This window comes from Rhodococcus sp. NPDC047139, from assembly GCF_040643435.1.
In the GTDB taxonomy this organism is placed as follows: Bacteria; Actinomycetota; Actinomycetes; order Mycobacteriales; family Mycobacteriaceae; genus Rhodococcus.
In genome coordinates, this window is sequence record NZ_JBEYUH010000001.1 from 239,202 (window position 1) to 263,482 (window position 24,281).

The window sequence follows — 24,281 nt, forward strand, 5'->3', positions numbered from 1 at the left end:
CGTCGGCGCGGGCCCGAACACGCGGGCTCGCGCGATGGGCGGGGCGATCACCGCTCGCTAGAGTGGCGGAATGAGCCTCGCCCGAAGCGAACGACATGCCCTCGTCCGCACCATGTCCGAGGTCGGCCCCGACGCCCCGACGCTCTGCGGCGACTGGACGGTCCGGGATCTGGCCGCGCATCTGCTCGTCCGTGAGCGTCGCCCGGATGCGATGCCCGGGATCATGGTCCCGGCCCTGTCCGGGCACACGGAGAAGGTGCGTCGCGCCGCCACCGACCGGCAGTGGTCACACCTGCTCGCGGACGTCGATTCCGGCCCGCCGAAGTGGTCCCCGATGTTCCTGCTCGATTCCGTGGCCAACGCCGCCGAGATGTTCGTGCACCACGAGGACGTGAGGCGTGCCCGGCCGGGCTGGGAGCCACGCACGTTGTCGGCGGCAGACCAGGACCAGCTGTGGCGGATGGCCCGGATGATCGGCCGGAGGAGCTACGGCGGCTGCGACGTCACCGTCGTGTTCGAGCGGTCCGACTCCGGCGAGAAGGCGACCGTGCGCAAGCGCGGTCCCCGCACGGTCGTCATGCGCGGCGAACCGTCCGAACTCCTGCTGCACGCCTTCGGTCGTGACGAGGTGCGGGTGGAGACCGACGGCGACGAGTCGGCTGTGACGGAACTGAAGGGATCGAAACGCGGGCTGTGAGCCGTCGCCGGAGGCCCGTGTGACCAGTGCCGCCGTGCGGCTCCCGTGTGGCTGATGGTTCAGGAGAGGCTCGTGCGGCTACCCTGGCGATATGGCAGGAAAGTCGTCGGGTGCTCGCGGAACGTCGTCTGCCACCTCTCGGTCGCGGACGGGGACGCGTAGCTCGGGTGGCAGCACTGCCCGCGCCCGCACCACGAGCGCGTCGAACTCGAAGAGCAGATCGACGACCAAGTCGTCGAAGGCGTCCGGTTCCGCGAACAGGTCCACCCCCGCACGTAGGCCGCGTGGCGGTGCCTCGACCACGAGCCGTCGGGCCTCGGGCACCGCGCGGCGTGCGCCGGCCGGTCGTCGCCCCGCGCCTGCCCGCGCCCGGCGCAGTTCCGGAGGAATCCTTACTGCGGTGGGCCGCACGATCAGCGCCGGCTGGGTGATGACGGCCCGTGCCGTCGGAGCCACGACCCGCACGATGGGACGCGCGACCGAGATCGAACACGGCCACCGCCGCGACGGGATCGCCCTCGGTCTGCTCGCGGCCGCTGTGATCGTCGCCGGCACGGTGTGGTTCGGCGTCGGCGGGCCGGTAGGGGAGTGGGTCGAGACGGCCGTCCGCGCCGTCACCGGTGGTGCGAGTGCAGTTCTTCCCCTCGCCGCGATCGGTGTCGCGGTCACTCTCATGCGTACCGAACCCCAGCCCGAGATCCGGCCCCGGCTCGTCGTCGGCGGATTGCTGCTGGGCCTGCCGGCGCTCGGACTGTGGCACATCGCGTCCGGCTCACCGACCGATGCCGACGGACGCGCCGAAGGAGCAGGTTTCGTCGGCGCCGCTGTAGGCGGGCCACTCACCACCGGACTGACGGTCTGGCTGTCCGTCCCGCTGATGCTGCTCGCGGCGGGCTTCGGAGTACTGCTGCTCACCGGAACCACCGTGCGCGAACTGCCCGAGCTCTTCCGCGACTACTTCGGGCTCGGCTACCGCGTCGACGACGAGTACGGCGACTACGACGACCACTACGACGACGGTTACGGACACGACGAGCCCCCGATGTTCGACGCCGACGGCTATCCCCTCGACGAGGCGCCGGCTCCGAGGAGATCGCGGCGCCGGCGCACCCCGGTCGAGAACTATCCGCCCGACGAGTTCGACGGCGACGCGAAAACCGAGGCCCCCCCGCTGTGGGAGGACGCCGACCCCGAACCCGAGGCGCCCCGCACCCCCCCACCGACCTCGGAGATGCCGGCGGCGGAGTCCGAGGCCGCAGCGGTTCCCGCGGTGCCGGCGCGCAGCAAGAAGCAGGCACCGGCTCCAGCGTCCCCTGTCGCCGACCAGACGTCGGAACCCGAGCCGGCCGAGACGTTCGTTCGCGATCGGGAGGTCGACGGGGACTACACGCTCCCGTCGCTCGCCCTGCTCACCAAGGGCGACCCGCCGAAGACACGCTCGGCCGCCAACGACCAGATGATCGAAGCGATCACCGAGGTCCTCGAACAGTTCAAGATCGATGCCGCGGTCACCGGTTTCACTCGCGGCCCGACGGTCACCCGCTACGAGGTCGAACTCGGGCCCGGCGTCAAGGTCGAGAAGATCACCGCGCTCGCGCGCAACATCGCCTATGCCGTCGCGACCGACAACGTGCGGTTGCTCGCGCCCATACCCGGAAAGTCCGCTGTCGGCATCGAGGTTCCGAACACCGACCGTGAACTCGTCCGCCTGTCGGACGTGCTCGCGGCACCCTCGACCCGCCGCGACCATCACCCGCTGGTCATCGGCCTCGGCAAGGACATCGAAGGGGATTTCGTCTCCGCGAACCTCGCGAAGATGCCGCACCTGCTGGTGGCCGGTTCCACGGGTTCCGGTAAGTCGAGCTTCGTGAACTCGATGCTCGTCTCGCTGCTCATCCGGGCGACTCCCGACGAGGTCCGACTCATTCTCATCGACCCGAAGATGGTCGAACTCACCCCTTACGAGGGCATTCCGCATCTGATCACACCCATCATCACCCAGCCGAAGAAGGCCGCTGCGGCGCTCGCCTGGCTCGTCGAGGAGATGGAGCAGCGCTATCAGGACATGCAGGCGAACCGGGTGCGGCACATCGACGACTTCAACGCGAAGGTGAAGTCGGGGGAGATCACCGCACCGCTCGGCAGCGAGCGGGTGTACCGGCCGTATCCGTACATCCTCGCGATCGTCGACGAGCTCGCCGACCTCATGATGACGGCGCCGCGCGACGTCGAGGATGCGATCGTGCGCATCACGCAGAAGGCCCGTGCCGCCGGCATCCACCTCGTGCTCGCCACCCAGCGACCCTCTGTGGACGTGGTGACCGGCCTGATCAAGACGAACGTCCCGTCGAGGCTCGCTTTCGCCACGAGTTCGCTGACCGACTCGCGTGTCATCCTCGATCAGCCGGGCGCCGAGAAGCTCATCGGTATGGGCGACGGGCTGTTCCTGCCGATGGGTGCGGGCAAGCCCGTGCGCATGCAGGGTGCCTTCATCACCGACGAGGAGATCGCGGCGGTCGTCGACTTCGCGAAGAACCAGGCCGAGCCCGAGTACAACGAGGGCGTCACCGCGCCGAAGGCCGGTGACAAGAAGGATGTCGACCCCGACATCGGCGACGACCTCGACGTATTCCTCCAGGCGGTCGAGCTGGTCGTGACGAGCCAGTTCGGTTCGACCTCCATGCTCCAACGCAAGTTGCGCGTCGGATTCGCGAAGGCCGGTCGCCTGATGGATCTGATGGAGACACGCGGAGTCGTCGGGCCCAGCGAGGGCAGCAAGGCCCGAGAAGTGCTGGTCAAGCCGGAGGAACTCGACGGGCTGCTGTATTCGATCCGCGGTGGCGGCGATGCTCCGGAGGACGCGTCCGGTGCCCAGTAGACGCCTGTGGCACAATCGAGGAAGCTGTGGAGGGGAGTATCCCCTGATCCGCGGCGGTCTCGTCAACACGTGCGGCGCCGATGCCGTCCCGGGGCCGTCGGTCCGGGAACGTTCCGGGCGGGAGAGACCTCCGGCAGGTACGAGAACCTACCGGAAGGCTGTGGGCCCGTGCACGTAACTCTGACGACCTGGCTGATCACGATCGCCGTCATCATCGGACTGTTCGTCTTCGACTTCTTCGCTCACGTCCGCAAACCCCATGCGCCGACGCTGCGTGAATCCGGATTCTGGTCGGCGGTGTTCATCGCGATCGCAATCGTCTTCGGCGTCATCGTCTTCGCCGTATGGGGGCCGACCTACGGTGGCGAGTACTTCGCCGGTTACATCACCGAGAAGGCGCTGTCGGTCGACAACCTGTTCGTGTTCGTCATCCTCATGGCGACCTTCGCCGTACCTCGCGAGTTCCAGCAGAAGGTCCTCACGATCGGCATCGTCCTGGCCCTGATCATGCGCGGTGTCTTCATCGGGGTCGGTGCGGCGGCTATCAACGCCTACAGCTGGGTGTTCTACCTCTTCGGCATCTTCCTGATCTACACGGCCGTCAAGCTGATCCGCGACCACGGCGAGGACCCGCAGGAGATCTCCGAGAATCGGATGGTCAAGCTGGCCCGGAAGTTCTTGCCGGTCCACGACGAGTACGACGGAGACAAGCTCGTCACGCGAATCGACGGCAAGAAGATGGTCACCCCGATGCTGCTCGCGCTCGTCGCGATCGGCTTCACCGACATCCTCTTCGCGCTCGACTCGATTCCGGCGATCTACGGGCTGACCGCCGAGCCCTACCTGGTCTTCACCGCCAACGCCTTCGCGCTGATGGGTCTTCGCCAGCTGTTCTTCCTCATCGGCGGTCTGCTCGAGCGGCTCGTGTATCTGTCCTACGGCCTCTCGGTCATCCTGGCGTTCATCGGTGTGAAACTGGTTCTGCATGCCCTGCACGAGAACACGCTCGGCTGGATCAACGGGGGCGAGCACGTGGCCGTACCCGAGATCTCGACGGGTCTGTCGTTGACGGTGATCGTGGGCGTGCTGGTCGTGACGACGGTGGCGAGCCTTGTCAAGACACGAGGGGCGGACGAACCCGTCAAGCGTTGAACACGCCCATCACCGGGGTCCACCCGGTGATGCGCACGGCCTCGACGAGGTCGCGCTGCGCGAACGGGTCCTGGGCCATGAGTTCGCGTGCCGCGGCCTCGTCCGCCACATCGATGAGGATGAGAGCGCCGGAACCGTCCGTCCACGGTCCGGTCGCCCGCACGATGCCCTGCTCCACCAGTTCGCCGAGCCAGGCCCGATGCTTCGGGCGGTGTTCGTCACGCGCCGGGGCGGTCGCGTCCGAATAGGTGTACTCGACGGCGAAGAGGGCCATCGTTCCTCGCTTTCTTCGTGGGGCTCTGTTCGGGGCTTCAGAGGGTGAGCAGCATCCGGGTGTTCCCGAGCGTGTTCGGTTTCACGTAGCTCAGGTCCAGGAACTCGGCGACGCCCGTATCGTACGAGCGGCACATCTCGGCGTAGACCTCGGCGGTGACCGGTGTCCCGTGGATCTCCGCAAAACCGTGCCGTGCGAAGAAGTCCACCTCGAAGGTGAGTACGAACAGCCGTTCCAACTCCAGCTCACGCGCGACTTCGATCAGCCGCGACACGATCAGGTGACCCGCGCCGTGGCCCTTGACCGCGGGATCGACCGCCACGGTGCGCACCTCGCCGAGATCCGACCACAACACGTGCAGCGCACCGCACCCGACGACACTGCCTCCGAGTTCGGCCACCCAGAACTCCTGGACTGCTTCGTACAACGTCACCAGATTCTTCTCGAGCAGGATCCGGCCGGCGTAGATGTCGATGAGTCTCTTGATCTCGGGCACGTCGGAGGTTCGGGCGCGGCGCACGACCATTCGATCGGTCGAGTCGTGATTCGTCGCCGATGTCGTCATGCGGTGAACAGTAGCGCGTGCGGCTACCGATATTGTGGGGCACATGAGCACGCCCCGCCAGCATGTCACCGCGTCGGGCGGGAGCGGTGCCGCACCGGGACCGCACGCCGGGAACCCGCACGAGCCGGTGCCGCTGTGGAACATCGCCAACATCCTGACGGTCGGCCGGATCGCACTGGTACCGCTTTTCCTCGTGCTGCTCTTCGTCGGCGACGGGCACGACACAGCGTGGAGGCTCGCGGCGACCGGAGTCTTCGCGATCGCCGCCATCACAGACCGGATCGACGGTCAACTCGCGCGGCGATACGGGCTCGTCACCGACTTCGGAAAGCTCGCCGACCCCATCGCCGACAAGGCCCTCATCGGCGCGGCGCTGGTAGGCCTGTCGTTGCTCGGTGACCTGTCGTGGTGGATCACCGGGATCATCGCCGCCCGGGAGCTGGGAATCACCGCCCTGCGCTTCGCCGTCCTGCGCCACGCTGTAATCCCCGCGAGCCGGGGAGGCAAGGCCAAGACTTTCGTGCAGACCCTCGCCATCGGGATCTACCTCCTTCCCCTGCCGGAGGCGGTGGCCCCGATTGCGATGGGCTCGATGATCGTGGCCGTCGCTCTGACGGTCGTGACGGGACTCGACTACGTGATCCAGGCCGCACGACTGCGCACCGGAGTGCGCCGCAGCGAGAACGCCCATGCCGAGGATGCCTTCGAAGGGGAGCGTTCCGACGCGGAGCGTGCTGTGGGTGAGGACGCTCGGTGAGGGTTTTCGTCGCGATCAGCGGACCCGGCGGGACCGCGATGACAGGGCCTCGGCCGGTCGGCGATCGTCGGCGGATCCGGCTCGGCGCCGTCGCCGGCGCTGTGTCGGGACTACTCGCGCGTCTGCAGTGGCCGTCGGCGTTGTAATGTCTGGACACCGCAGTATCGAGGTCCGATCGATCTGTGGGAACCTCGCGACGTCGTCGTGCGTTGTCGAGGTGTCGGCACGACGGACGAAGGAGGATGGGATGGCGCTGTTGTTGCGTGAGGCACTCGGTGACAGCCTTCGGCGCACCCGTGTTTCGCAGAGTCGCACCCTGCGCGAAGTTTCCAGCAGCGCCCGGGTCAGCCTCGGTTATCTCTCGGAAATCGAGCGCGGAAGAAAGGAAGCCTCGAGCGAACTGCTCGCGGCCATCTGCGATGCACTGGACGTCCCGCTGTCCGACGTGCTCTTCGACGTCAGCGGTCTGTTGGCAGACGGGGTCGCCCGTCGTACAGCTATGGAGACCACCGGATCCGAGGCGGCATCGGCCGACCGGACCGACAACGGCTCCGCCGAGCCCGGGTTGCTCGCTCAGGAGCCACGGATGGTGATTCCCGCACCCGCCGCACAGGCGCTGGCAGCCGCCTAACATGGATCACGAACCGTGTCGGCTTCGCCGGACACGGGTGGAAGGCGAGATGGACCGGGGGCGTTCACGGCCTCGGAGAGGGCAGGTGGGTCGCCGGGGATAGCAGCGGACCGGCGACCGTCGAACCGGGGCGCGAGGGCCGCGTCCCGGGTCGCGTTCGGCGCGGCGTACCAGATGGAGGCAGGATCACACCCATGGCTAATCCTTTCGTCAAGGGCTGGAAGTACCTCATGGCACTTTTCAACTCGAAGATCGATGAGAAGGCCGATCCGAAGGTCCAGATTCAGCAGGCGATCGAGGACGCTCAACGTCAGCATCAGGCGCTCTCGCAGCAGGCGGCTTCCGTCATCGGTAATCAGCGTCAGTTGGAGATGAAGCTCAATCGTCAGCTGGACGAGGTCGAGAAGCTCAACGCCAGCGCTCGACAGGCCGTGATGATGGCCGATCAGGCCACGGCCGCCGGCGACACCGAGAAGGCGATCCAGTACACGAATGCAGCGGAAGCGTTCGCTGCGCAACTCGTGACCGCCGAACAGTCCGTCGAAGATCTCAAGGTGCTGCACGATCAGTCGCTGCAGGCTGCCGCGCAGGCCAAGAAGGCGGTCGAGCAGAACGCCATGGCGCTGCAGCAGAAGGTCGCCGAGCGGACGAAGCTGCTCAGCCAGCTCGAACAGGCCAAGATGCAGGAACGCGTGAGCGAGTCGTTGCGGTCGATGGATTCGACCCTCGCCGCCCCGGGCAGCACCCCGAGCCTCGATGCGGTCCGGGAGAAGATCGAGCGCCGGTACGCCAACGCTCTCGGCTCGGCCGAACTCGCCCAGAACTCCGTGCAGGGACGCATGCTCGAGGTGCAGCAGGCCACTGTCCAGATGGCGGGCCACAGTAGGCTCGAGCAGATCCGGGCTTCGATGAAGGGGGAGGCGCTTCCCGGTGCGCCCGCCGCCAACCCTGCGGTCGAGACCCGCAAGGAACCACCGAACGCGGCCGGCACCACGGGCCGCTGATTCCGCACGTCGCCGAGTAGATCCACCGTGAACGCCCCCGGAGACGACCGGGCCGGGAACCTCTCCGGCTCGGCCGTTGCGGCCATCCGCGATATGACAGGTACCGCGTTGGATGCCGCGCGCCGCTGGCGTGATCCTGCGGCACGACTACGGCGAAAGAAGCGCCGTGCCCGTCGCCGCGCCAGTTTCCTCGGAGCCGGCTCGGCGACCACCGCGATCGGAACTGCCACGCTCGCCGTGGCGTCGGCCCCCGAATGGACGGTCGTGGCGACCGGAGGTGCCGCGGCGGCCCTCGCGGTGCCCGCCGTCCTGTCCCTCCGGACGTTCCGCCGCCTCGATTCGCGGCCCTTGCCCCCACCTCTGCCTCGTCGCCGGTCGCTCCCACCGGCCGGATCGGTCGCCCGTGCCCCGATGGAACGGCTGGCGGCGAACGAGGACAGCCTGAGGCGACTGCTCGGCGTGCTCGTTCGGTCGAACTCGGTAGCCGCGGAGGATCTCGCCGAGATCGACGATGCTGCCCGCGCAGCGGCGTCCGCTCTCGAGGACGTCGTGGAGGACGTCGTGGCCCTCGAATCCGCCGCACGTGGCAGCGCGGCCGCGAAAGCCCACCTGTCGGTCGCGATCACCGACGCGGGGGAGCGTCTGGGTATCGGCGTCGACCAGTTCGAGGAACTCGTCGCCGCGGCCGCACGTCTGGCCGCGACGGCGGAGGGCAACCGGTCGCTGACGCTGCTCGACCAGCGGCGTGCCGAATTGATCGCGACGTCCGACAAACTCGAGGGCTGGGCTCAGTCCTGGCGCGAAGTCGGGCAGATCGAGCAGCGTTACCGCAGCTGAGACCACCTCGTCACGACGCCTCCGACGTCCGCTTTCTCTGCGCCTTCCGGTGTGGTCAGTCGTCCACACCGCGGGCAGCGAGGGCCTCGCCCATCGCCTCGGCGGTGCGCAATGCTCCCACGACCACGGGCACCACGAGCGCGCGCAACGAGAAGCCGAGGCCGCGCGCCTTGCGTGCCTCGGTGACCCGGGTGACCACCGTTGCCAGCAATGGGATCGCGCGGACGGTCATCACCAGTACCAGCCCCACCCGATCGGGGTCCACTCCCACACGGGCGAGGGGCCGCGCCGCCCGCACGATCGCGTCGAGCATCTCGGTGGTCCGGGTCGTAAGGGTCACGAGGGCTGCGAGCGCGACCGCCACGAGCAGCGATCCGCAGATCACCACTGCGCGTTCCCACCCGGCCACGAGCATCTGGAACACCGCGACGACCCCCAGCATCCACACCAGCGGCCGCAACTGAACAGCGGCGAGACGCGGGGGGATGCGGGCCGCCGCGTAGGCGAGAACGGTCAGGCCCAGAGACGGAAGGACCTGCCAGGGCTGCCGGATCCACAAGGTCAGCGCGAGGATGATCGCTGCGGCGGCGAGCAGTTTCACTCCCGCCGGAAGCCTGTGCAGGACGGAGTCACCCGGGTGATAGAGACCGAAGGTGTTCACCCGATCAGGTCCCGGTAGAACGCCAGCGCCGGGACAGGCTCGTCGTCGGCGACGATGCGCCCCGAATCCACCACGAGAACGCGATCGAAATCGGTGAGTAGATCGAGATTGTGGGTCACCGCGATCACCTGCTGCGGCAGGTTCGCGAAGGTGCGCGCGATGAGTTTGGTGTTGCGGAGATCGAGGAGGGTCGTCGGTTCGTCGGCGACGAGCACCGCGGGGTCGGTGACCATGATCGCCGCGAGCGCGAGCAACTGTTTCTGTCCGCCCGAGAGCAGATGGCTCGGGTGGTCGTGGTGGCCCGCGAGCCCGAAGTCCTCGAGGACTTGCCGGACCCGGGATGCCCGCTCCTGCTTGCCGAGTCCGCTGCGTCGCAGGGAGAACGCCACGTCCTCGGCGACCGTCGGCATGACGATCTGGTGGTCCGGGTCGGTGAAGACGAAGCCCACCTTCCTGCGCACCTCACGGCCTTTTCCCGCCGTGTCGAGACCGTCCACGGTCACCGAGCCGGATGACGGGACGAGCAGGCCGTTGATCATCCGTGCCATCGTCGACTTGCCGCTGCCGTTCGCGCCGACGATGCCGATGCGCCGCTCGGTGAGGGCGACGTCGACGCCGTCGAGGACGGTGCGCTCGCCGTAGGCGTGTCGAACGTCCCGGAATCGGATCTCACTCATCGACGGCAGGTTTACCGTCGTCAGTGGGTGGGGTCGGCCGCGGGCCGGTGCGCGAGGCGCGGTGCCACCAGCGACGGGTAGGCGCGGTGCACCTGGGCGGCGACTGCGGCGGCGACGACCGCCTTGATCATGTCGCCGGGGAGGAAGGCGAGGTTGGCTGCGGCCGCAGCCCATACCGTGAGTTCGGTCCGCAGGACCATCCCCGCGATACCGAAGGCGTAGAGCACCACGATGCCGCCGAGCACGTTCACGGCGACACCGGGCAGCGTCCGATATCGCGGCAGCATTCGCATGCTGAGCCAGCCGATCACGGCGACCGCCGGGATCCAGCCGACGAGGAAGCCCACTGTGGGTCCGGCCAGCGATGTGAGAGTCGTGCGGCCGCCGGCGAGTACGGGCAGTGCCAGTCCCAGCACGATCACGGTGAGCACCGAGAGAACACCCTTGCGCGCACCGAGCAGTGCGCCCGCGAGCATCACACCGAGGGTCTGCAGCGTGATCGGCACACCGGACGACCCGATACTGATCTGACCGGGCAGGCCCAAGGCGATGATCAGGGCGGCGAAGACGGCGATCTGCGCGAGGTCGCGCGCGGGGACACGTCGGGACGAGGACACGATTTCTCAGCCTTCTGGTGTGGACGGTGAACCCGTCGAGCCTAAGCCGTGCAGGGGTGCCCTGCGTCACCGACCCGGCCCCGAGTGTTCGGGTGCCGCCCCGGGGTGCGCCTCGGGGAGACCCCCGATCTTTCCCTGATATCTGTGTTGACCTGGTGTTTTTCGTGGCAGCAGCTGCCAGGATCGAGGTGTACCAGCAAATGCAGGCCGGCGCGGAGCAGTCGGCATCGAGGGTGGGAGTACCCATGTTCTGGAAGATCGTAGGAATCGTCGCGGTGGTGTGGGTCGGACTCGCCGTGCTCGGCGCCCTGCTCGACAACCTGTTCGGCATTCTCGTGCTCGGCGCCGTGATCTTCGGCGGATATCTGCTGTACAAGGCAGTATCGGGAGGTGACAAGCACGATCTGACACGACTGTAGGACGAGGGGACGTCCATGGAGGCGGTACCGGAGGACTGGCAACGCGGACTGGTCGTCGTGGCCCACCCGGACGACATCGAATACGGTGCCGCGGCAGCGATCGCGCGATGGACCGGGCAGGGCAAGGAGATCGGGTACCTCCTGGCCACCCGGGGTGAGGCGGGTATCGAGGGTCTGCCGCCCGAACAGAGCGCTCCGCTACGTGAAGCCGAGCAGCGTGAGTCCGCACGGATCGTCGGGGTGGAGACCGTCGAGTTCCTCGGGCATCGGGACGGGCAACTGGTCGCGGGGCTCGATCTACGCCGCGATATCGCCGCCGCGATCCGGCGTCACCGGCCCGAGATGGTGGTCACGCTCGCCTTCACTCTCAACCCGCTGCCCGGGTGGATCAACAGCGCCGATCATCGGGCCCTCGGAATCTGTGTCGTCGACGGCGTGTCCGACGCCGCGAACGAATGGATCTTCCCGGAACTCACCGCGCGCGGCCTCGAGCCGTGGCGCGGAGTCCGATGGGTCGCTGTGTGCCCGTCGTCGTCGCCCACCCATGCGGTGGACGTGACCGAGACGGTCGATATTGCGGTCGAATCCCTTGCCGCACATAGGCGTTATCTCGAGGCTCTGGACGACAGGCCGGTCGAGGCCCAGGCGCGCGAGCAGGTCGAGGGCGTGTCGGCGCCCCTCGACGGATTTGCGGCCGCACGCGCCTCGGGATTCGAGTTGTACACCTTCGCGGGATAGGGGACGTCCCGCGAAGGCGGTGTGTGGCACGCTGGGCGCGTGCGAGTGGCGGTGGTGGCCGGACCCGACGCGGGTCATGCGATTCCGGCGATCGCGTTGTCGCTGCGGCTGGTGGGTGCCGGGCACGACGCGGTCGTCTTCACGGGCAAGCGGTGGCTCGGGGCGGACGTGCCGGGCGTGACGGTCGCGGAGTTGAAGGGACTCGCTCCTCGCTTCGAGGACGACGACGGTGACGCCGGGGCGAAGATCCACGCACGTGCTGCTCACATCGCGAACGAGATGATCGACGATCTCGGTGCTCTCTCGCCCGACCTGGTGGTGTCGGACGTGCTCACCGCAGGCGGAGGGATGGCCGCCGAGCGACTGGGGATCCCGTGGATCGAACTGTCACCGCACCCGCTGTATCTCCCGTCGCGTGGGCTCCCGCCCATCGGAAGTGGTCTCGACGTGGGCACGGGTGTGAGAGGTCGCCTGAGGGACGCTGCGCTGCGGACGATGACCGCGCGGTCGCTGCGGCAGGGGGAGCGGGAGCGCGTGGCCGCGCGCGTCGGAATCGGACTGCCCGCTCGCGATCCCGGACCGCGAGCGCGTCTGATCGCCACACTGCCGGCGCTCGAGGTGGCCCGCCCCGACTGGCCCGGGCATGCACATGTGGTCGGTCCGTTGCTGTGGGAACCCACCGAGGAGATCCTCGAGATTCCTCCGGGCGACGGCCCGCTCGTCATGGTCGCACCGTCGACCGCGACGACCGGCGTTGCAGGGATGGTCGAGACGGTGTGCGAGGCCCTCGACGGGACCGGCATGCGGGTCGCCGCAACGATGCTGGATCCTCTCGGGCAGTCGCTCCCGAATTGGGCTGTCGCCGGTCGCGGGAGGCAGGACGTCCTGCTCCGGCAGGCCGATGTCGTCGTGTGCGGTGGCGGCCACGGGATGCTGGCGAAGACTCTGAGTGCCGGGGTCCCCGCAGTGATCGTGCCCGGCGGCGGCGACCAGTGGGAGTTGGCGAACCGCGCCGCGCGGCAGGGGAGCGCAGTAGTGGTGCGTCCGCTCGCTGCCGCGTCGATCCGGTCCGCGGTGGACCGGGTGCTCTCGTCGCCGGACTTCGCTGTCGCTGCGCGGGCGGCTGCGGCCAGTGCCGGCCGCGTGCAGGATCCGGTCGAAGTGTGCGAGGCCGTACCGGACTGACTGTCGCAGCGCAGCGCACACGACTACCGTGGTCGGGGTGCGGTTGACGGAGTTCTACGAGGTGGTCCGGGACGAGTTCGGGCAGATGCACGGCGATGCACTGCTGCGTGATCACGTGCTGCTCACGCTCGGTGGGCGGACGGCAGCGGAGGCTATCGAGGCGGGGCAGGAACCCCGTGAGGTCTGGCGGGCCCTCTGCGACGAGTTCGACGTCCCACCTGTGCGACGGTAATCACCCCGAGCGCCCGGCGGGCGAGATGCGCCGCCCCTCGGGGCGAGGAATCATCCGGCTTCGAACACGTGTTCGGTTATGCTCGGGGTATGGACGGTTGTTGTCCACAGGTGGTGACGACATCCACAGATGCGGCGTTTCGCGCTCGCGGCGGCGAACTTGTCGGTGCCGGGTTCTAACGTCGTCGACAACAAGGACGAGATTCGATTAAGGGGACCAAGATGGCAGCACAGGCTCACGACCGCGAGAAGGCGCTCGAACTCGCCCTCGCGCAGATCGACAAGAGCTTCGGTAAGGGCTCGGTGATGCGCCTGGGCGAGGACGTACGTCCGCCCATCGCAGTCATTCCCACCGGGTCGATCGCACTCGACGTGGCACTCGGCATCGGCGGTCTGCCGCGCGGCCGCGTCGTCGAGATCTACGGGCCCGAGTCGTCGGGTAAGACGACGGTGGCTCTCCATGCGGTGGCCAACGCCCAGGCCGCCGGCGGTATCGCGGCATTCATCGACGCCGAGCATGCGCTCGACCCGGACTATGCTCGCAAGCTCGGTGTCGACACCGACGCCCTGCTCGTGTCCCAGCCCGACACCGGTGAGCAGGCCCTCGAGATCGCCGACATGCTCATCCGTTCGGGCGCGCTCGACATCATCGTCATCGACTCGGTGGCGGCGCTCGTACCGCGTGCCGAGATCGAGGGCGAGATGGGCGACAGTCACGTCGGCCTCCAGGCCCGGTTGATGAGCCAGGCGCTCCGCAAGATGACCGGTGCGCTCAACAATTCCGGTACCACCGCGATCTTCATCAACCAGCTGCGCGAGAAGATCGGTGTGATGTTCGGTTCCCCCGAGACCACCACGGGTGGCAAGGCACTGAAGTTCTACGCTTCCGTGCGTCTGGACGTGCGCCGGATCGAAACGCTCAAGGACGGCGGCGACGCGGTCGGCAACCGCACTCGGGTGAAGGTCGTCAAGAACAAGGTCTCGCCTCCGTTCAAGCAGGCCGAGTTCGACATCCTGTACGGCCAGGGCATCTCCAAGGAGGGCTCGCTCATCGATATGGGTGTCGAGCAGGGCTTCATCCGAAAGTCCGGTTCCTGGTACACCTACGAAGGCGACCAACTCGGCCAGGGCAAGGAAAACGCTCGCAAGTTCCTGCTCGAGAACACCGATGTGCGCGACGAGATCGAGAAGAAGATCAAGGAGAAGCTCGGCATCGGTGCCGTTCTCACCGATCCGAGCGACGTCGAGGAGCCGGTCGACTTCTAGTCACGGCCTCGAACGCCCCCGGGGCACGGACGCACGTCGTCCGTGCCCCGGGGCATTTCCGAGCAGCCGCATTGTCGGTGGGCTCGGTTAGTGTGCGCGTCATGGACGACACCGAGGATCGGCGGCCCGAGCGACGGTCGCGGCGGCGCTCCGCTCGCACCGAGCAGGAACTCCCCGGCGGGGGAACGGAAGCGCAGGCCAAGGATCTCTGTCTGCGTCTGTTGACCGATCGTGCACGCAGCCGGTCGGAACTCGCGGTGAAACTCGAGCAGAAGGGCTTCGCCTCGGAGGTCGCCGAGCGTGCCCTCGATCGTCTCACCGCGGTCGGATTGATCGACGACGCCGAATTCGCCAACCAGTGGGCGCGCTCGCGGCACCTGCACGCGGGGAAAGGCAAGCGCGCGATCGCACTCGAATTGCGCCGCAAGGGAATCGACGCCGCCGACGCGGCGTCCGCACTCGAGCAGATCGACACCGCCGACGAGCGCGAACGTGCCGTCGAACTGGTTCGCAAGAAGTTGCGGACCCAGCCGCCGCTACCCACCGAGGGTGATCGGCGCGAGGTCGCCGCCGAACGCGACAAGCTGGTGCGGCGACTCGTGGGCATGCTGGCCCGGCGCGGTTACGCGCAGGGAATGGCGTTCGACGTCGTGCGGGAGGAACTTGCGGCCCTCGGGGCGGATGCGAGCGACCTCCCGCACGACTGAGACGCTATCGGCGTCCCTCACCACTCATGTCCAGGCCCGGCACCGCCATGGTGGGAAGGGTCTGGGGCTCTTCGGTCCGGACCGCACCGCCCTTGCGCTTGCCGGAGCGCAGGCGCTTCTCGAGCCACATCGCGAATCTGGTCAGCGCGCTGTTGAGGACGATCATGATCGCGGCGACCACCAGGAGAGCCGGCAGATAGTTCGCGAAGAACGCGCCCAGCTGCTGACCGGACCGCACCACTTCGACGTAACCGATCAGGTAACCGAGCGCCGAATCCTTGAGCGCGATCACCATCTGCGACACGATGGCCGGAAGCATGACCGTGACGGCCTGCGGCAGCAGGATCAGCCGCATGATCTGGTTCTTGCGCATACCGATCGCGGCCGCGGCCTCGGACTGACCACGCGGAAGCGACCGGATACCCGCGCGAACGATCTCGGCGATCACCGACCCGTTGTACAGAGTCAGGCCGGTGATGACCGCGGCGAGCGCGAGGTACTCGGACTTGAAGACGCGATACTCGGCGAACACCTGGTACGCGAAGATCATCAGAATCAGCACCGGGACTGCCCGGAACAGTTCGACGATCGTCCCGGCGACCACGCGGACCCACCGGTGATCCGACAGGCGTGCGATTCCCAGCACCGTGCCGAGCAGGAGTGCCAGCACGATGGACGCGACTGCCGCCACGATCGTCCCGCGAATACCCGGCAGCAGATAGGTCGTCCAACTGGTGGATTCGAGGAAGGGCTCCCATTTCGCCGCCGTCAACTGTCCGTTGGCGTCGAGCGCACGGTAGACGATCCAGCCGACGAGGAGGAGAACCGCGACCACGACGACCGACAGGATTCGGTAGATCGCTCTGGCACGGGGTCCGGGAGCGTCGTAGAGAACTGTTCCGTGGGCACTCATCGGGCAACCTCGAATCGCTTGCTGAGCCGGCCGAACAGCAGTCCGGTGGGGAGGGTGAGGATGACGAATCCGAGCGCGAAGATGCCGCCCACGACGAAGATGGCCGCTTCGTTCTCGATCATCGTCTTCATCAGCAGCGAGGCCTCGGAGACGCCGATCACCGAGGCGATCGTCGAGTTCTTGGTCAGCGCGATGAGGACCGAGCCGAGAGGTGCGATGACGGCCCGGAACGCCTGCGGCAGCACGATCAGGCGCAGATTCTGACCGAACGTCAGGCCCAGTGAGCGGCCCGCCTCCGACTGACCGAGCGAAACCGTATTGATGCCGGAGCGAAGGGACTCGCAGACGAAAGCTGCCGTGTACACGATCAGTCCCAGCACCGCGAGCCGGAAGTTGTTGTCCACCAGGAAGGTCGGTGACGACTCGGAGGCCAGCTTGATGCCGAGGGTCTGAGACAGACCGAACAGGCAGAAGATGATGATCAGCGTCAGCGGTGTGTTACGGAAGATCGTCACGTAGGCGGTGGCCACGGCGCGTGCCACCGGTATCGGGGACACACGCATCGCCGCGAGGATCGTTCCGAGGATCAGGGCGCCGATCGCTGACGCGACGGTCAACTGGATCGTGGTCCAGAACGCGTCGAGTAGCTGGCTGTCGTATTTGCTCAACAGATCCACAGGTCACTCCGGGATCGAGGGGACGGGACTGGGTCCGGAACGGTCCGGCCGGTCCGTGTGCTTCCACAGACCGGCCGTACCGGCGGACGAGAACGATGAGCGCCTGGGCTCAGTACCGATCGACGGTGGGGGGCTCGGGGAGGGGGTAGCCCGAGGCGCCGACCGTCTCCTCGAAGGCAGCCTCCCAGGCGCCGCTGTCGATCATCTGCTGAACCGCGTCGTTGATGGCGGTACGGGATTCCTCGTCGCCCTTGGCGAGACCGATACCGTAGCGCTCGGTGGTGAAGGGCTCACCGACCACCTTGAAGTCGCCCGGGCTCTGCGCGGCGTAACCGGCGAGGATGATGTCGTCGGTGGTCACTGCGTCCACCGCGCCGTTGCGCAGCGCCTCGACACACAGCGAGTAGGTGTCGAATTCCTGGAGCTGAACGTCCTGCGCGTAGGTGTCCTTGACGTTCTGGGCCGGGGTGGATCCCGAGACCGAGCACAGACGCTTGCCGCCGCTCAGCGACTCGGGGCCGGTGATCTCGGTGTCGTCCGCGCGCACGAGGAGGGACTGTCCCGCGAGGAAGTACGGTCCGGCGAAGTCGACCTTCTCCTTGCGGGAGTCGGTGATCGAATAGGTCGCGACGACGAAGTCGACTTCACCGTTCTGGATGAGCGTCTCGCGCTGGGCGGAGGGTGCTTCCTTGAATTCGATGTTCTCCGCGGGAACACCGAGTTGCTCGGCGACGTACTCGGCGACCTCCACGTCGAATCCGCTGAACGAACCGTCCGGGTTGCGCAGGCCAAGGCCCGGCTGGTCGAACTTGATACCGACCGTCAGGGTGCCGTTCTCCGCGGACTGCGAGACGCTGCGGGTCTCGTCGCCTCCGCACGCCGTGGCGACCACTGCCACGGCAACGGCACCGACGCCCAGGCGGATGGAGCGGGACAATTTCATCGATTACCTCCGGTGCGGTTCGTTTCGAAAACGTCCGACGAGCGGGGCGCTCGTCGGATGCGGTCGTTCAGTGGCTGAGGATCTTGCCGAGGAAGTCCTTGGCGCGGTCGGACTCCGGAGTGGTGAAGAAGGTGTCGGGATCGGTGTCCTCGACGATGCGACCGTCGGCCATGAACAGCACCCGGTCGCCGGCCTTGCGGGCGAATCCCATCTCGTGCGTGACCACCACCATGGTCATGCCCTCTTTGGCGAGGGAGGTCATCACGTCGAGGACTTCTTGGACCATCTCGGGGTCGAGGGCAGAGGTGGGCTCGTCGAACAGCATCACCTTGGGGTTCATCGCGAGTGCCCGCGCGATCGCGACGCGCTGCTGCTGGCCACCGGACAACTGGGCTGGGTACTTGTCGGCCTGGTTCGCGATCCCGACCCGATCGAGCAATTGCATCGCCGACTCGCGGGCCTGGTCCTTCTTGATCTTGCGTACCTTGATCGGGCCGAGCATGACGTTCTCGAGGATCGTCTTGTGGGCGAACAGATTGAACGACTGGAACACCATGCCGACATCCGAACGCAGGCGGGCCAGCGCCCGCCCCTCCTCCGGGAGCAAGGTGCCGTCCACGTGGATCTCACCCGTGTCGATCGGTTCGAGACGGTTGATGGTGCGGCACAGCGTCGACTTCCCCGAGCCCGAGGGGCCGACGACGATCACGACCTGCCCACGGGGTATCTCGAGGTTGATGTCCTGCAGGACGTGCAGGGATCCGAAGTGTTTGTTCACTCCGCTCATCGAGATCATGGACGAGGTGTTGTCCGACTTCTCGGACGGACGATCCGTTCCGGCTGCCGCAGATGTCATGTGACGACCCTATGTCGTGCCGTCGTCGATTCTTCGCATTTCGGGACACCTGCGGCGAGTGTCACGGGATTTTTACGAGCGGTCCGGTAGCGGTCACCACAGGTGGGCCCTTGCACGGTCGGCGCCGCGAAGGCCGCGTCCCGCGTGAGATACCCTGAGACGTGTCACTGATCGACGAAGAAGCCCCCCGTACCGGTAGCCGGACCTACGAGGTCCGCACCTACGGCTGCCAGATGAACGTCCACGACTCCGAGCGTCTGTCGGGGCTGCTGGAGGAGGCCGGCTTCACCAGGGCGGAAGCCGGGACATCGCCCGATCTGGTCGTCTTCAACACGTGTGCGGTGCGTGAGAACGCCGACAACAAGTTGTACGGCAATCTGAGTCACCTGCGTCCGGTCAAGGACGACAACCCCGACATGCAGATCGCGGTCGGGGGCTGCCTGGCACAGAAGGATCGCGACACGGTCGTCGCGAAGGCGCCCTGGGTCGACGTGGTGTTCGGCACGCACAACATCGGCAATCTTCCTGCCCTGCTCGAACGCGCCCGGCACAACCGCCGGGCCGAGGTCGAGATCCTCGACGCACTCGAGGCGTTTCCCTCGACCCTGCCTGCCAAGCGTGAGTCGTCGTACGCCGGATGGGTGTCGATCTCCGTCGGCTGCAACAACACGTGCACCTTCTGCATCGTGCCGTCACTGCGAGGCAAGGAGGTCGATCGGCGTCCCGGCGACATCCTCGCCGAAGTGCAGGCGCTCGTCGACGAAGGTGTCCTCGAGGTGACCCTGCTCGGCCAGAACGTCAACTCCTACGGCCGTTCGTTCGCCGACCCCGAGCAACCCCGCGACCGCGGCGCCTTCGCATCGCTGCTGCGCGCGTGCGGTGACATCGACGGTCTGGAGCGGGTGCGTTTCACTTCCCCGCACCCCGCGGAGTTCACCGACGACGTCATCGAAGCGATGGCGCAGACCCCCAACGTCTGCCCGCAACTGCACATGCCTCTGCAATCCGGCAGCGACCGGATCCTGCGCGCGATGCGCCGCTCGTATCGCAAGGAGCGATTCCTGGGCATCATCGAGCGGGTACGGGCCGCCATGCCGCACGCCGCGATCACCACCGACATCATCGTCGGTTTCCCGGGTGAGACGGAGGAGGACTTCCAGCAGACCCTCGAGGTCGTGGAGAAGGCCCGGTTCACCAGTGCGTTCACCTTCCAGTACTCCAAGCGCCCCGGCACGCCCGCAGCCGACATGGACGGGCAGATTCCCAAGGCTGTGGTGCAGGAACGGTACGAACGCCTGATCGCACTGCAGGAGCGCATCACGCTCGAGGAGAACCGCAAGCTCGTCGGAACCGAGGTCGAACTCCTCGTCGCGGCGGGGGAGGGCCGTAAGAACGCGGAGACCGCCAGGATGAGCGGCCGCGCCCGCGACGGCCGCCTCGTGCACTTCCGTCCGGAGGGTGCGATCGACACCGCGATGCGTCCGGGCGACATCATCACGATCGTCGTCAGCGACGCCGCGCCGCATCACCTCGTCGCGGACACTCCGGTCCTCACGCACCGCCGTACCCGCGCCGGCGACCACTTCGAACAGGGCCGGCTCCCCAAGACTCCGCCGATCGGTGTCGGCCTCGGACTGCCCAGCATCGGCGTTCCGGAACCGCTGCCGTCACAGATGGGATGCAACGCATGACCGCCGACAAGCCGCACGATGACCATCAGGCCGGTGACATACGCGCCGAACTCGCAGCCGCCGAACGGAAGGTCGCAAGCGACATCGACCCGGGCGCCCGGGCGATGTTCGTCGCGATCGCGGTCCTCGTGCTGCTGGGAACGTTCACCCTGCCCCACGCCGGTTCCGCCAACGGGTGGGAGGTGCTGTCGTTCGCGCCGGACGCGACCACCGAGGAGATCGGTCTTCCGTCACGTCTCTTCGTGGTGTTCGCGGTGATCTTCTCCGGTCTCGGCTCGATTCTCGCGCTCCTCACTCGCAAGTGGGCGATGGCGTGGGTCGCCCTGGCCGGTTCGGCGGTGACCATCGTCTTCGGCATGCTGGCGATCTGGTCGCGGCAGACACTGCCGGTGGAGTCGTCCGCTGCGGGCCCGGGTATCGGTCTCGTGATCGGATGGTTCGCCGTGATGGTGATCGTCTTTCATTGGGCTCGGGTGGTGTGGGCGCGCACTTCTGCCCATCTGGAGGCCGAAGCAGAGCTGCGAAAGGTGACCGCACAGCACGAACGTCCGCGCCTCATGCGCGACGACTCCGGATCCTGACACTCCGGCTCCGAACCGACGAGCCCCTCTCCGTACGGAGAGGGGCTCGTTGCGTAAAGAGATTCAGCGTTCGCCGACCGCGCCTTCTGCGGCGTCGGCCCATTCGCGCCACTGCGCTGCCTGCGCGAGGGCCTTCTCGGCTTCCTTGGGCCGGCCGGCCGCGGTCGCCTTGGCGGCCTGTTCCTCGAACTGGCGTACCCGCTCACGGAACTGCGCCGCACGGGCGAGGGCTTCGGGGTCGGTACGTCTCCATTCGGAGTCCGCGGCCTCGCGCACCTTCTTCTCGACAGCCCTCAGACGGCCTTCGAGATCGTGCATACGCTCGCGCGGAACCTTGCCGATCGCCTCCCACTGATCCTGCAGCTCGCGCAAACGTGCCCGGGCACCTTCCAGATCTGCCGACGGATCGATCGACGAGGCCGCCTCGAGGAGCGCCTCCTTCGCGCGGGCGTTCTCCTCGTATTCGGCGTCCCGTTCGGCATTCGCGGCATTGCGGGCGGCGAAGAAGACGTCCTGGGCGCCCTTGAAACGTTTCCACAGTTGGTCGTCGGCGTCCTTGGGTGCGCGACCGGCGGCCTTCCACTCGGTGAGCAGGTCGCGGAAAGCAGCTGCGGTGGCACCCCAGTCGGTGGAGTGCTGCAGTTCTTCCGCCCTCACGACGAGCTCCTCCTTACGGCTCTTCGCCGCCGCTCGCTCGCGATCGAGTTCCGCGAAGTGGGCTCCACGACGCCGGTTGAATGCTTCACGCGCCTTGGAGTAGCGACGCCACAACACGTCGTCGACCTTCCGGTCGACTCCGCGGATCGTCTTCCATTCCTCGAGGATCTCGCGCAGCCGATCGCCCGCGGCCTTCCACTGGGTCGACTCGGCGGCGATCGTCTCGGCCTCGGCCGCGAGCGCCTCCTTACGGGCGGTGCTCTCGGCGCGACGCTTCTCCTTCTCCTGCTTTGCGAGCGCCGCAGCTTCCTCGGAGTGTTCGATGATCGATTCGAGCCGGGCGGCGAGTGCGTCGAGGTCGCCGATGACCGCTGCCGTCGGCAGCGACTCGGCGAGTGCCTCGGCCGCCGCCCGGGTCTTCTTCACGTCGGCGGTGCCGGAGGACAGCCGCGTCTCGAGGATCGCCACCTCGGTGGCGAGATCGTCGTAACGACGCCCGAAATGGGCGAGCCCTTCGGCGGCGTCGCCTGCCTGCCACGAACCGATGCACCGCTCACCCTCGCTCGTGCGGACCCAGGCAGTGCCGTCCTCGTCCACGCGTCCGAAGAGGCTCGGATCGCTTGCGGGCACCGCGGGAGCATGCGGATGCGTGTGGGCTGCCACGGGGTGCGGCTTGGGGGGCGCTGTGGTCGAGCCCTCACCGTCTCGTGCCGTAGCGGTGGTGCCGGGCGTTGCAGCAGCACGGGCTCCGGGTGTGGGGCCGGGACGCGGGGTCCGGTCCTGCGTCGGTTCGCCCGTTCGGTCCTGTGCGTTCGGGTCGCTCATCGATACCTCATCTCTGCCGCGCGGCACGGCTGCCTGGTCGCATGGTTCTACCGCAGGTCGATCCCGGGGCTCCGCGATCGTGTCCGCCCACTATTGAAACAGGTCATGTCGCTGCGGGGCGCCGGGTCCGGTGGACTACGGTTGCCGATGTGTTGACCGCCGCGGCGTTCGTGCCCTCCCCACCGCTGCTCGTTCCCGAATTGAACGGTCTCGCTGCCGCCGAGACCGACGACCTTCGACAGTCGGTTCTCGAGGTCGGTCGTAGCCTGTCCGGCGCTGCGGAATGGATCGTCGTCGGTGCCGGGACGGCCGGGCAGATCGTTCCGTCCACCGCGTGCGGAACCTTCAAGGGATTCGGCGTCGACGTCCGGGTGCAGCTCGGACCCGAGGCCGCGGGAGAACCCGACCCTGCGCTGCCGCTGGCGGCGCTGGTGGCCGGCTGGATCCGCGACCGTACGGCACCTCGCACTCGGGTGACCACCCACGTGATCGCCACCGACTCGGACGCTTCGCATTGCGCGGAGCTCGGCCACGATCTGCGCGCGGCCCTCGACGGCGACGACCTGCCGCGGGCACTGCTCGTCGTAGCGGACGGAGCCGCGACGCTCACCGCCAAGGCACCCGGCGCATACGATCCGAGGTCCGGGGAGGTGGAGGCGGCGCTGGCGACCGCGCTCGCCGCCGGCGATCCGGATGCGCTCAGGGTGCTCGACCCCGGCCTGTGCGCGGAGATCGAGCTCGCCGGACGCGCCGCGTGGCACGTGCTGGCGGCAGCCTTCACCGGCCGGCCTCGGTCGGCTTCCGTCAGCTACTCTGCCGCGCCGTACGGGGTCGGATATCACGTGGGGATCTGGACGCCATGAAGGAGACATCCACCGGCGGGCAGGCTCGCTCCCTCGGCGCCGACCTGCCCCGGCCGGTTGCGGTGGTGGGGCCCACGGCCACGGGTAAGTCCGATCTCGGGCTCGATCTGGCCGAGGCGCTCGGCGGCGAGATCGTCAACATCGACGCAATGCAGCAGTACCGGGGAATGGACATCGGGACGGCGAAGCTCTCACTCGAGGAGCGTCGCGGGATTCCGCACCATCAACTCGACGTCCTCGATGTCACGGAGACGGCGACCGTCGCCCGGTACCAGCGGGCAGCGACCGCCGATGTGGAGGCGATCCGCGAGCGCGGCCGTGTCCCGATCGTCGTCGGCGGCTCGATGATGTATGTGCAGGCGCTGCTCGACGAATGGCAGTTTCCTGCAACGGATCCTCGGGTGCGGGCCAAATGGGAGGCGGTGCTCGAGTCCGACGGCCTCGCCGCGATCCATCAGGCGCTGAAACGCGCCGATCCTGCCGCCGCGGCCACGATCCTGCCCACCGACGGTCGGCGCATGGTCCGTGCGCTCGAGGTCGTCGAATTGACCGGCGAACCGTTCGCGGCGTCGCAGCCGACGATCGGCGAGCCCCGCTGGGGCACGGTGATCCTCGGTGTCGACCGAGCCACCGGTGAACTCGACGAACGCATCGCGCGGCGCACCGACCTGATGTTCGAGCGCGGTCTCGTCGAGGAGGTGCACGAGCTGGCCGGGGCCGGTCTGCGTGAGGGTGTCACCGCTCCTCGCGCCATCGGCTATGCGCAGGTCCTGGCGTACATCGACGGCGAGTACAGCCTCGACGAGGCGCGGGAGCGGACGTTCGTCGGGACGCGGCGCTACGTCCGGCGTCAGCGCTCGTGGTTCCGCCGCGATCCGCGCATCCACTGGCTCGACGGCGCTGATCCGGATCTGCTCGGCTCGGCCCGGCGACTCGTGCAGGACGCGTGGACATCGTCTGCCCCACCTGCCCGATAAGG

At 67.6% G+C, this 24,281-nt stretch carries 27 protein-coding genes; 17 read left to right on the forward strand and 10 right to left on the reverse strand.

Annotation, left to right across the window (positions count from 1 at the left end):
* Window positions 1-70: 70 nt before the first annotated feature.
* The 3 genes from ABZ789_RS01135 (at window position 71) to ABZ789_RS01145 (ending at window position 4,727) form a co-directional block, all read left to right on the forward strand.
* Complete coding sequence (locus ABZ789_RS01135; protein ID WP_358417694.1) at window positions 71-697, forward strand: TIGR03085 family metal-binding protein; 627 nt, start codon at window positions 71-73, stop codon at window positions 695-697.
* 91 nt (window positions 698-788) lie between these two features.
* Complete coding sequence (locus ABZ789_RS01140; RefSeq protein ID WP_358417697.1) at window positions 789-3,575, forward strand: DNA translocase FtsK; 2,787 nt, start codon at window positions 789-791, stop codon at window positions 3,573-3,575.
* A 168-nt stretch (window positions 3,576-3,743) separates the two neighbouring features.
* Window positions 3,744-4,727, forward strand: a complete 984-nt coding sequence (locus tag ABZ789_RS01145) for a TerC family protein (protein WP_358417700.1) — start codon at window positions 3,744-3,746, stop codon at window positions 4,725-4,727.
* On the opposite strand, the gene ABZ789_RS01150 is transcribed toward ABZ789_RS01145, so the two are convergent.
* Window positions 4,717-5,001, reverse strand: coding sequence for a YciI family protein (locus tag ABZ789_RS01150; protein WP_358417703.1), 285 nt, complete (start codon window positions 4,999-5,001; stop codon window positions 4,717-4,719). The genes ABZ789_RS01145 and ABZ789_RS01150 overlap by 11 nt on opposite strands.
* Window positions 5,002-5,038: 37 nt before the next feature.
* Window positions 5,039-5,566 (reverse strand): amino-acid N-acetyltransferase, encoded by a 528-nt coding sequence (locus ABZ789_RS01155; RefSeq protein WP_358417706.1) that lies wholly within the window; start codon window positions 5,564-5,566, stop codon window positions 5,039-5,041.
* Between the two features lie 43 nt (window positions 5,567-5,609).
* Here ABZ789_RS01155 and pgsA point away from each other — a divergent pair, with 43 nt between their 5' ends.
* From pgsA to ABZ789_RS01175, 4 genes are all read left to right on the forward strand, one after another.
* A complete protein-coding gene (gene pgsA, locus ABZ789_RS01160; RefSeq protein ID WP_358417709.1) occupies window positions 5,610-6,323 on the forward strand; it encodes a CDP-diacylglycerol--glycerol-3-phosphate 3-phosphatidyltransferase in 714 nt (237 codons plus the stop codon).
* Between the two features lie 247 nt (window positions 6,324-6,570).
* Window positions 6,571-6,954: a helix-turn-helix transcriptional regulator gene (locus ABZ789_RS01165; protein ID WP_358417712.1), complete on the forward strand. Its 384-nt coding sequence runs from the start codon at window positions 6,571-6,573 to the stop codon at window positions 6,952-6,954.
* A 194-nt stretch (window positions 6,955-7,148) separates the two neighbouring features.
* Window positions 7,149-7,958, forward strand: a complete 810-nt coding sequence (gene pspA, locus ABZ789_RS01170) for a phage shock protein PspA (RefSeq protein ID WP_358417715.1) — start codon at window positions 7,149-7,151, stop codon at window positions 7,956-7,958.
* Between the two features lie 27 nt (window positions 7,959-7,985).
* On the forward strand, window positions 7,986-8,795 hold the full coding sequence (locus tag ABZ789_RS01175) for a hypothetical protein (RefSeq protein ID WP_358417718.1): 810 nt from the start codon (window positions 7,986-7,988) through the stop codon (window positions 8,793-8,795).
* A 55-nt stretch (window positions 8,796-8,850) separates the two neighbouring features.
* Here ABZ789_RS01175 and ABZ789_RS01180 read toward each other — a convergent pair whose 3' ends face one another.
* Genes ABZ789_RS01180 through ABZ789_RS01190 form a run of 3 tightly spaced genes read right to left on the reverse strand, consistent with a single transcriptional unit; the run spans window position 8,851 to window position 10,750 of the window.
* Window positions 8,851-9,456 (reverse strand): energy-coupling factor transporter transmembrane protein EcfT, encoded by a 606-nt coding sequence (locus ABZ789_RS01180; RefSeq protein WP_358417721.1) that lies wholly within the window; start codon window positions 9,454-9,456, stop codon window positions 8,851-8,853.
* The gene (locus tag ABZ789_RS01185) at window positions 9,453-10,133 is read right to left on the reverse strand and encodes an ABC transporter ATP-binding protein (RefSeq protein WP_358417724.1); all 681 of its coding nucleotides are present in this window, start codon (window positions 10,131-10,133) and stop codon (window positions 9,453-9,455) included. Before ABZ789_RS01185 ends, ABZ789_RS01180 begins: the two co-directional genes overlap by 4 nt.
* A gap of 20 nt (window positions 10,134-10,153) precedes the next feature.
* Window positions 10,154-10,750, reverse strand: a complete 597-nt coding sequence (locus ABZ789_RS01190) for a biotin transporter BioY (protein WP_358417726.1) — start codon at window positions 10,748-10,750, stop codon at window positions 10,154-10,156.
* A gap of 164 nt (window positions 10,751-10,914) precedes the next feature.
* Between ABZ789_RS01190 and ABZ789_RS01195 the strand changes: the two genes are divergently transcribed.
* From ABZ789_RS01195 to ABZ789_RS01220, 6 genes are all read left to right on the forward strand, one after another.
* Window positions 10,915-11,169 carry a hypothetical protein gene (locus ABZ789_RS01195; RefSeq protein WP_358418227.1) on the forward strand — a complete coding sequence of 85 codons (255 nt, stop codon included), beginning with the start codon at window positions 10,915-10,917 and terminating at the stop codon, window positions 11,167-11,169.
* A gap of 15 nt (window positions 11,170-11,184) precedes the next feature.
* Window positions 11,185-11,907, forward strand: a complete 723-nt coding sequence (locus ABZ789_RS01200) for a PIG-L deacetylase family protein (protein WP_358417729.1) — start codon at window positions 11,185-11,187, stop codon at window positions 11,905-11,907.
* Between the two features lie 39 nt (window positions 11,908-11,946).
* On the forward strand, window positions 11,947-13,092 hold the full coding sequence (locus tag ABZ789_RS01205; RefSeq protein ID WP_358417732.1) for a nucleotide disphospho-sugar-binding domain-containing protein: 1,146 nt from the start codon (window positions 11,947-11,949) through the stop codon (window positions 13,090-13,092).
* Between the two features lie 37 nt (window positions 13,093-13,129).
* Complete coding sequence (locus tag ABZ789_RS01210; RefSeq protein ID WP_358417735.1) at window positions 13,130-13,324, forward strand: DUF3046 domain-containing protein; 195 nt, start codon at window positions 13,130-13,132, stop codon at window positions 13,322-13,324.
* Between the two features lie 221 nt (window positions 13,325-13,545).
* Window positions 13,546-14,589, forward strand: a complete 1,044-nt coding sequence (gene recA, locus ABZ789_RS01215) for a recombinase RecA (protein ID WP_358417738.1) — start codon at window positions 13,546-13,548, stop codon at window positions 14,587-14,589.
* Between the two features lie 101 nt (window positions 14,590-14,690).
* Window positions 14,691-15,296 (forward strand): regulatory protein RecX, encoded by a 606-nt coding sequence (locus ABZ789_RS01220; RefSeq protein ID WP_358417741.1) that lies wholly within the window; start codon window positions 14,691-14,693, stop codon window positions 15,294-15,296.
* A gap of 4 nt (window positions 15,297-15,300) precedes the next feature.
* Here ABZ789_RS01220 and ABZ789_RS01225 read toward each other — a convergent pair whose 3' ends face one another.
* The 4 genes from ABZ789_RS01225 to gluA form a co-directional block, all read right to left on the reverse strand.
* Window positions 15,301-16,209, reverse strand: a complete 909-nt coding sequence (locus ABZ789_RS01225) for an amino acid ABC transporter permease (RefSeq protein WP_358417744.1) — start codon at window positions 16,207-16,209, stop codon at window positions 15,301-15,303.
* On the reverse strand, window positions 16,206-16,886 hold the full coding sequence (locus ABZ789_RS01230; RefSeq protein ID WP_358417747.1) for an amino acid ABC transporter permease: 681 nt from the start codon (window positions 16,884-16,886) through the stop codon (window positions 16,206-16,208). Before ABZ789_RS01230 ends, ABZ789_RS01225 begins: the two co-directional genes overlap by 4 nt.
* Before the next feature lie 109 nt (window positions 16,887-16,995).
* A complete protein-coding gene (locus ABZ789_RS01235) occupies window positions 16,996-17,829 on the reverse strand; it encodes a glutamate ABC transporter substrate-binding protein (protein WP_358417750.1) in 834 nt (277 codons plus the stop codon).
* A 67-nt stretch (window positions 17,830-17,896) separates the two neighbouring features.
* Window positions 17,897-18,625 (reverse strand): glutamate ABC transporter ATP-binding protein GluA, encoded by a 729-nt coding sequence (gene gluA / locus ABZ789_RS01240; RefSeq protein ID WP_358418203.1) that lies wholly within the window; start codon window positions 18,623-18,625, stop codon window positions 17,897-17,899.
* Window positions 18,626-18,846: 221 nt separating this feature from the next.
* Here gluA and miaB point away from each other — a divergent pair, with 221 nt between their 5' ends.
* Both miaB and ABZ789_RS01250 read left to right on the forward strand, forming a co-directional pair.
* Window positions 18,847-20,376: a tRNA (N6-isopentenyl adenosine(37)-C2)-methylthiotransferase MiaB gene (gene miaB / locus ABZ789_RS01245; protein WP_358417753.1), complete on the forward strand. Its 1,530-nt coding sequence runs from the start codon at window positions 18,847-18,849 to the stop codon at window positions 20,374-20,376.
* On the forward strand, window positions 20,373-20,957 hold the full coding sequence (locus tag ABZ789_RS01250; RefSeq protein WP_358417756.1) for a hypothetical protein: 585 nt from the start codon (window positions 20,373-20,375) through the stop codon (window positions 20,955-20,957). The genes miaB and ABZ789_RS01250 overlap by 4 nt, the downstream gene beginning before the upstream one ends.
* A 63-nt stretch (window positions 20,958-21,020) precedes the next feature.
* On the opposite strand, the gene ABZ789_RS01255 is transcribed toward ABZ789_RS01250, so the two are convergent.
* Window positions 21,021-22,439, reverse strand: a complete 1,419-nt coding sequence (locus tag ABZ789_RS01255; RefSeq protein WP_358417758.1) for a DUF349 domain-containing protein — start codon at window positions 22,437-22,439, stop codon at window positions 21,021-21,023.
* Between the two features lie 149 nt (window positions 22,440-22,588).
* On the opposite strand from ABZ789_RS01255, the gene ABZ789_RS01260 reads away from it, so the two are divergent.
* Window positions 22,589-23,302 carry a hypothetical protein gene (locus ABZ789_RS01260; RefSeq protein ID WP_358417760.1) on the forward strand — a complete coding sequence of 238 codons (714 nt, stop codon included), beginning with the start codon at window positions 22,589-22,591 and terminating at the stop codon, window positions 23,300-23,302.
* On the forward strand, window positions 23,299-24,279 hold the full coding sequence (gene miaA, locus ABZ789_RS01265; protein ID WP_358417761.1) for a tRNA (adenosine(37)-N6)-dimethylallyltransferase MiaA: 981 nt from the start codon (window positions 23,299-23,301) through the stop codon (window positions 24,277-24,279). Before ABZ789_RS01260 ends, miaA begins: the two co-directional genes overlap by 4 nt.
* Window positions 24,280-24,281: the final 2 nt, after the last annotated feature.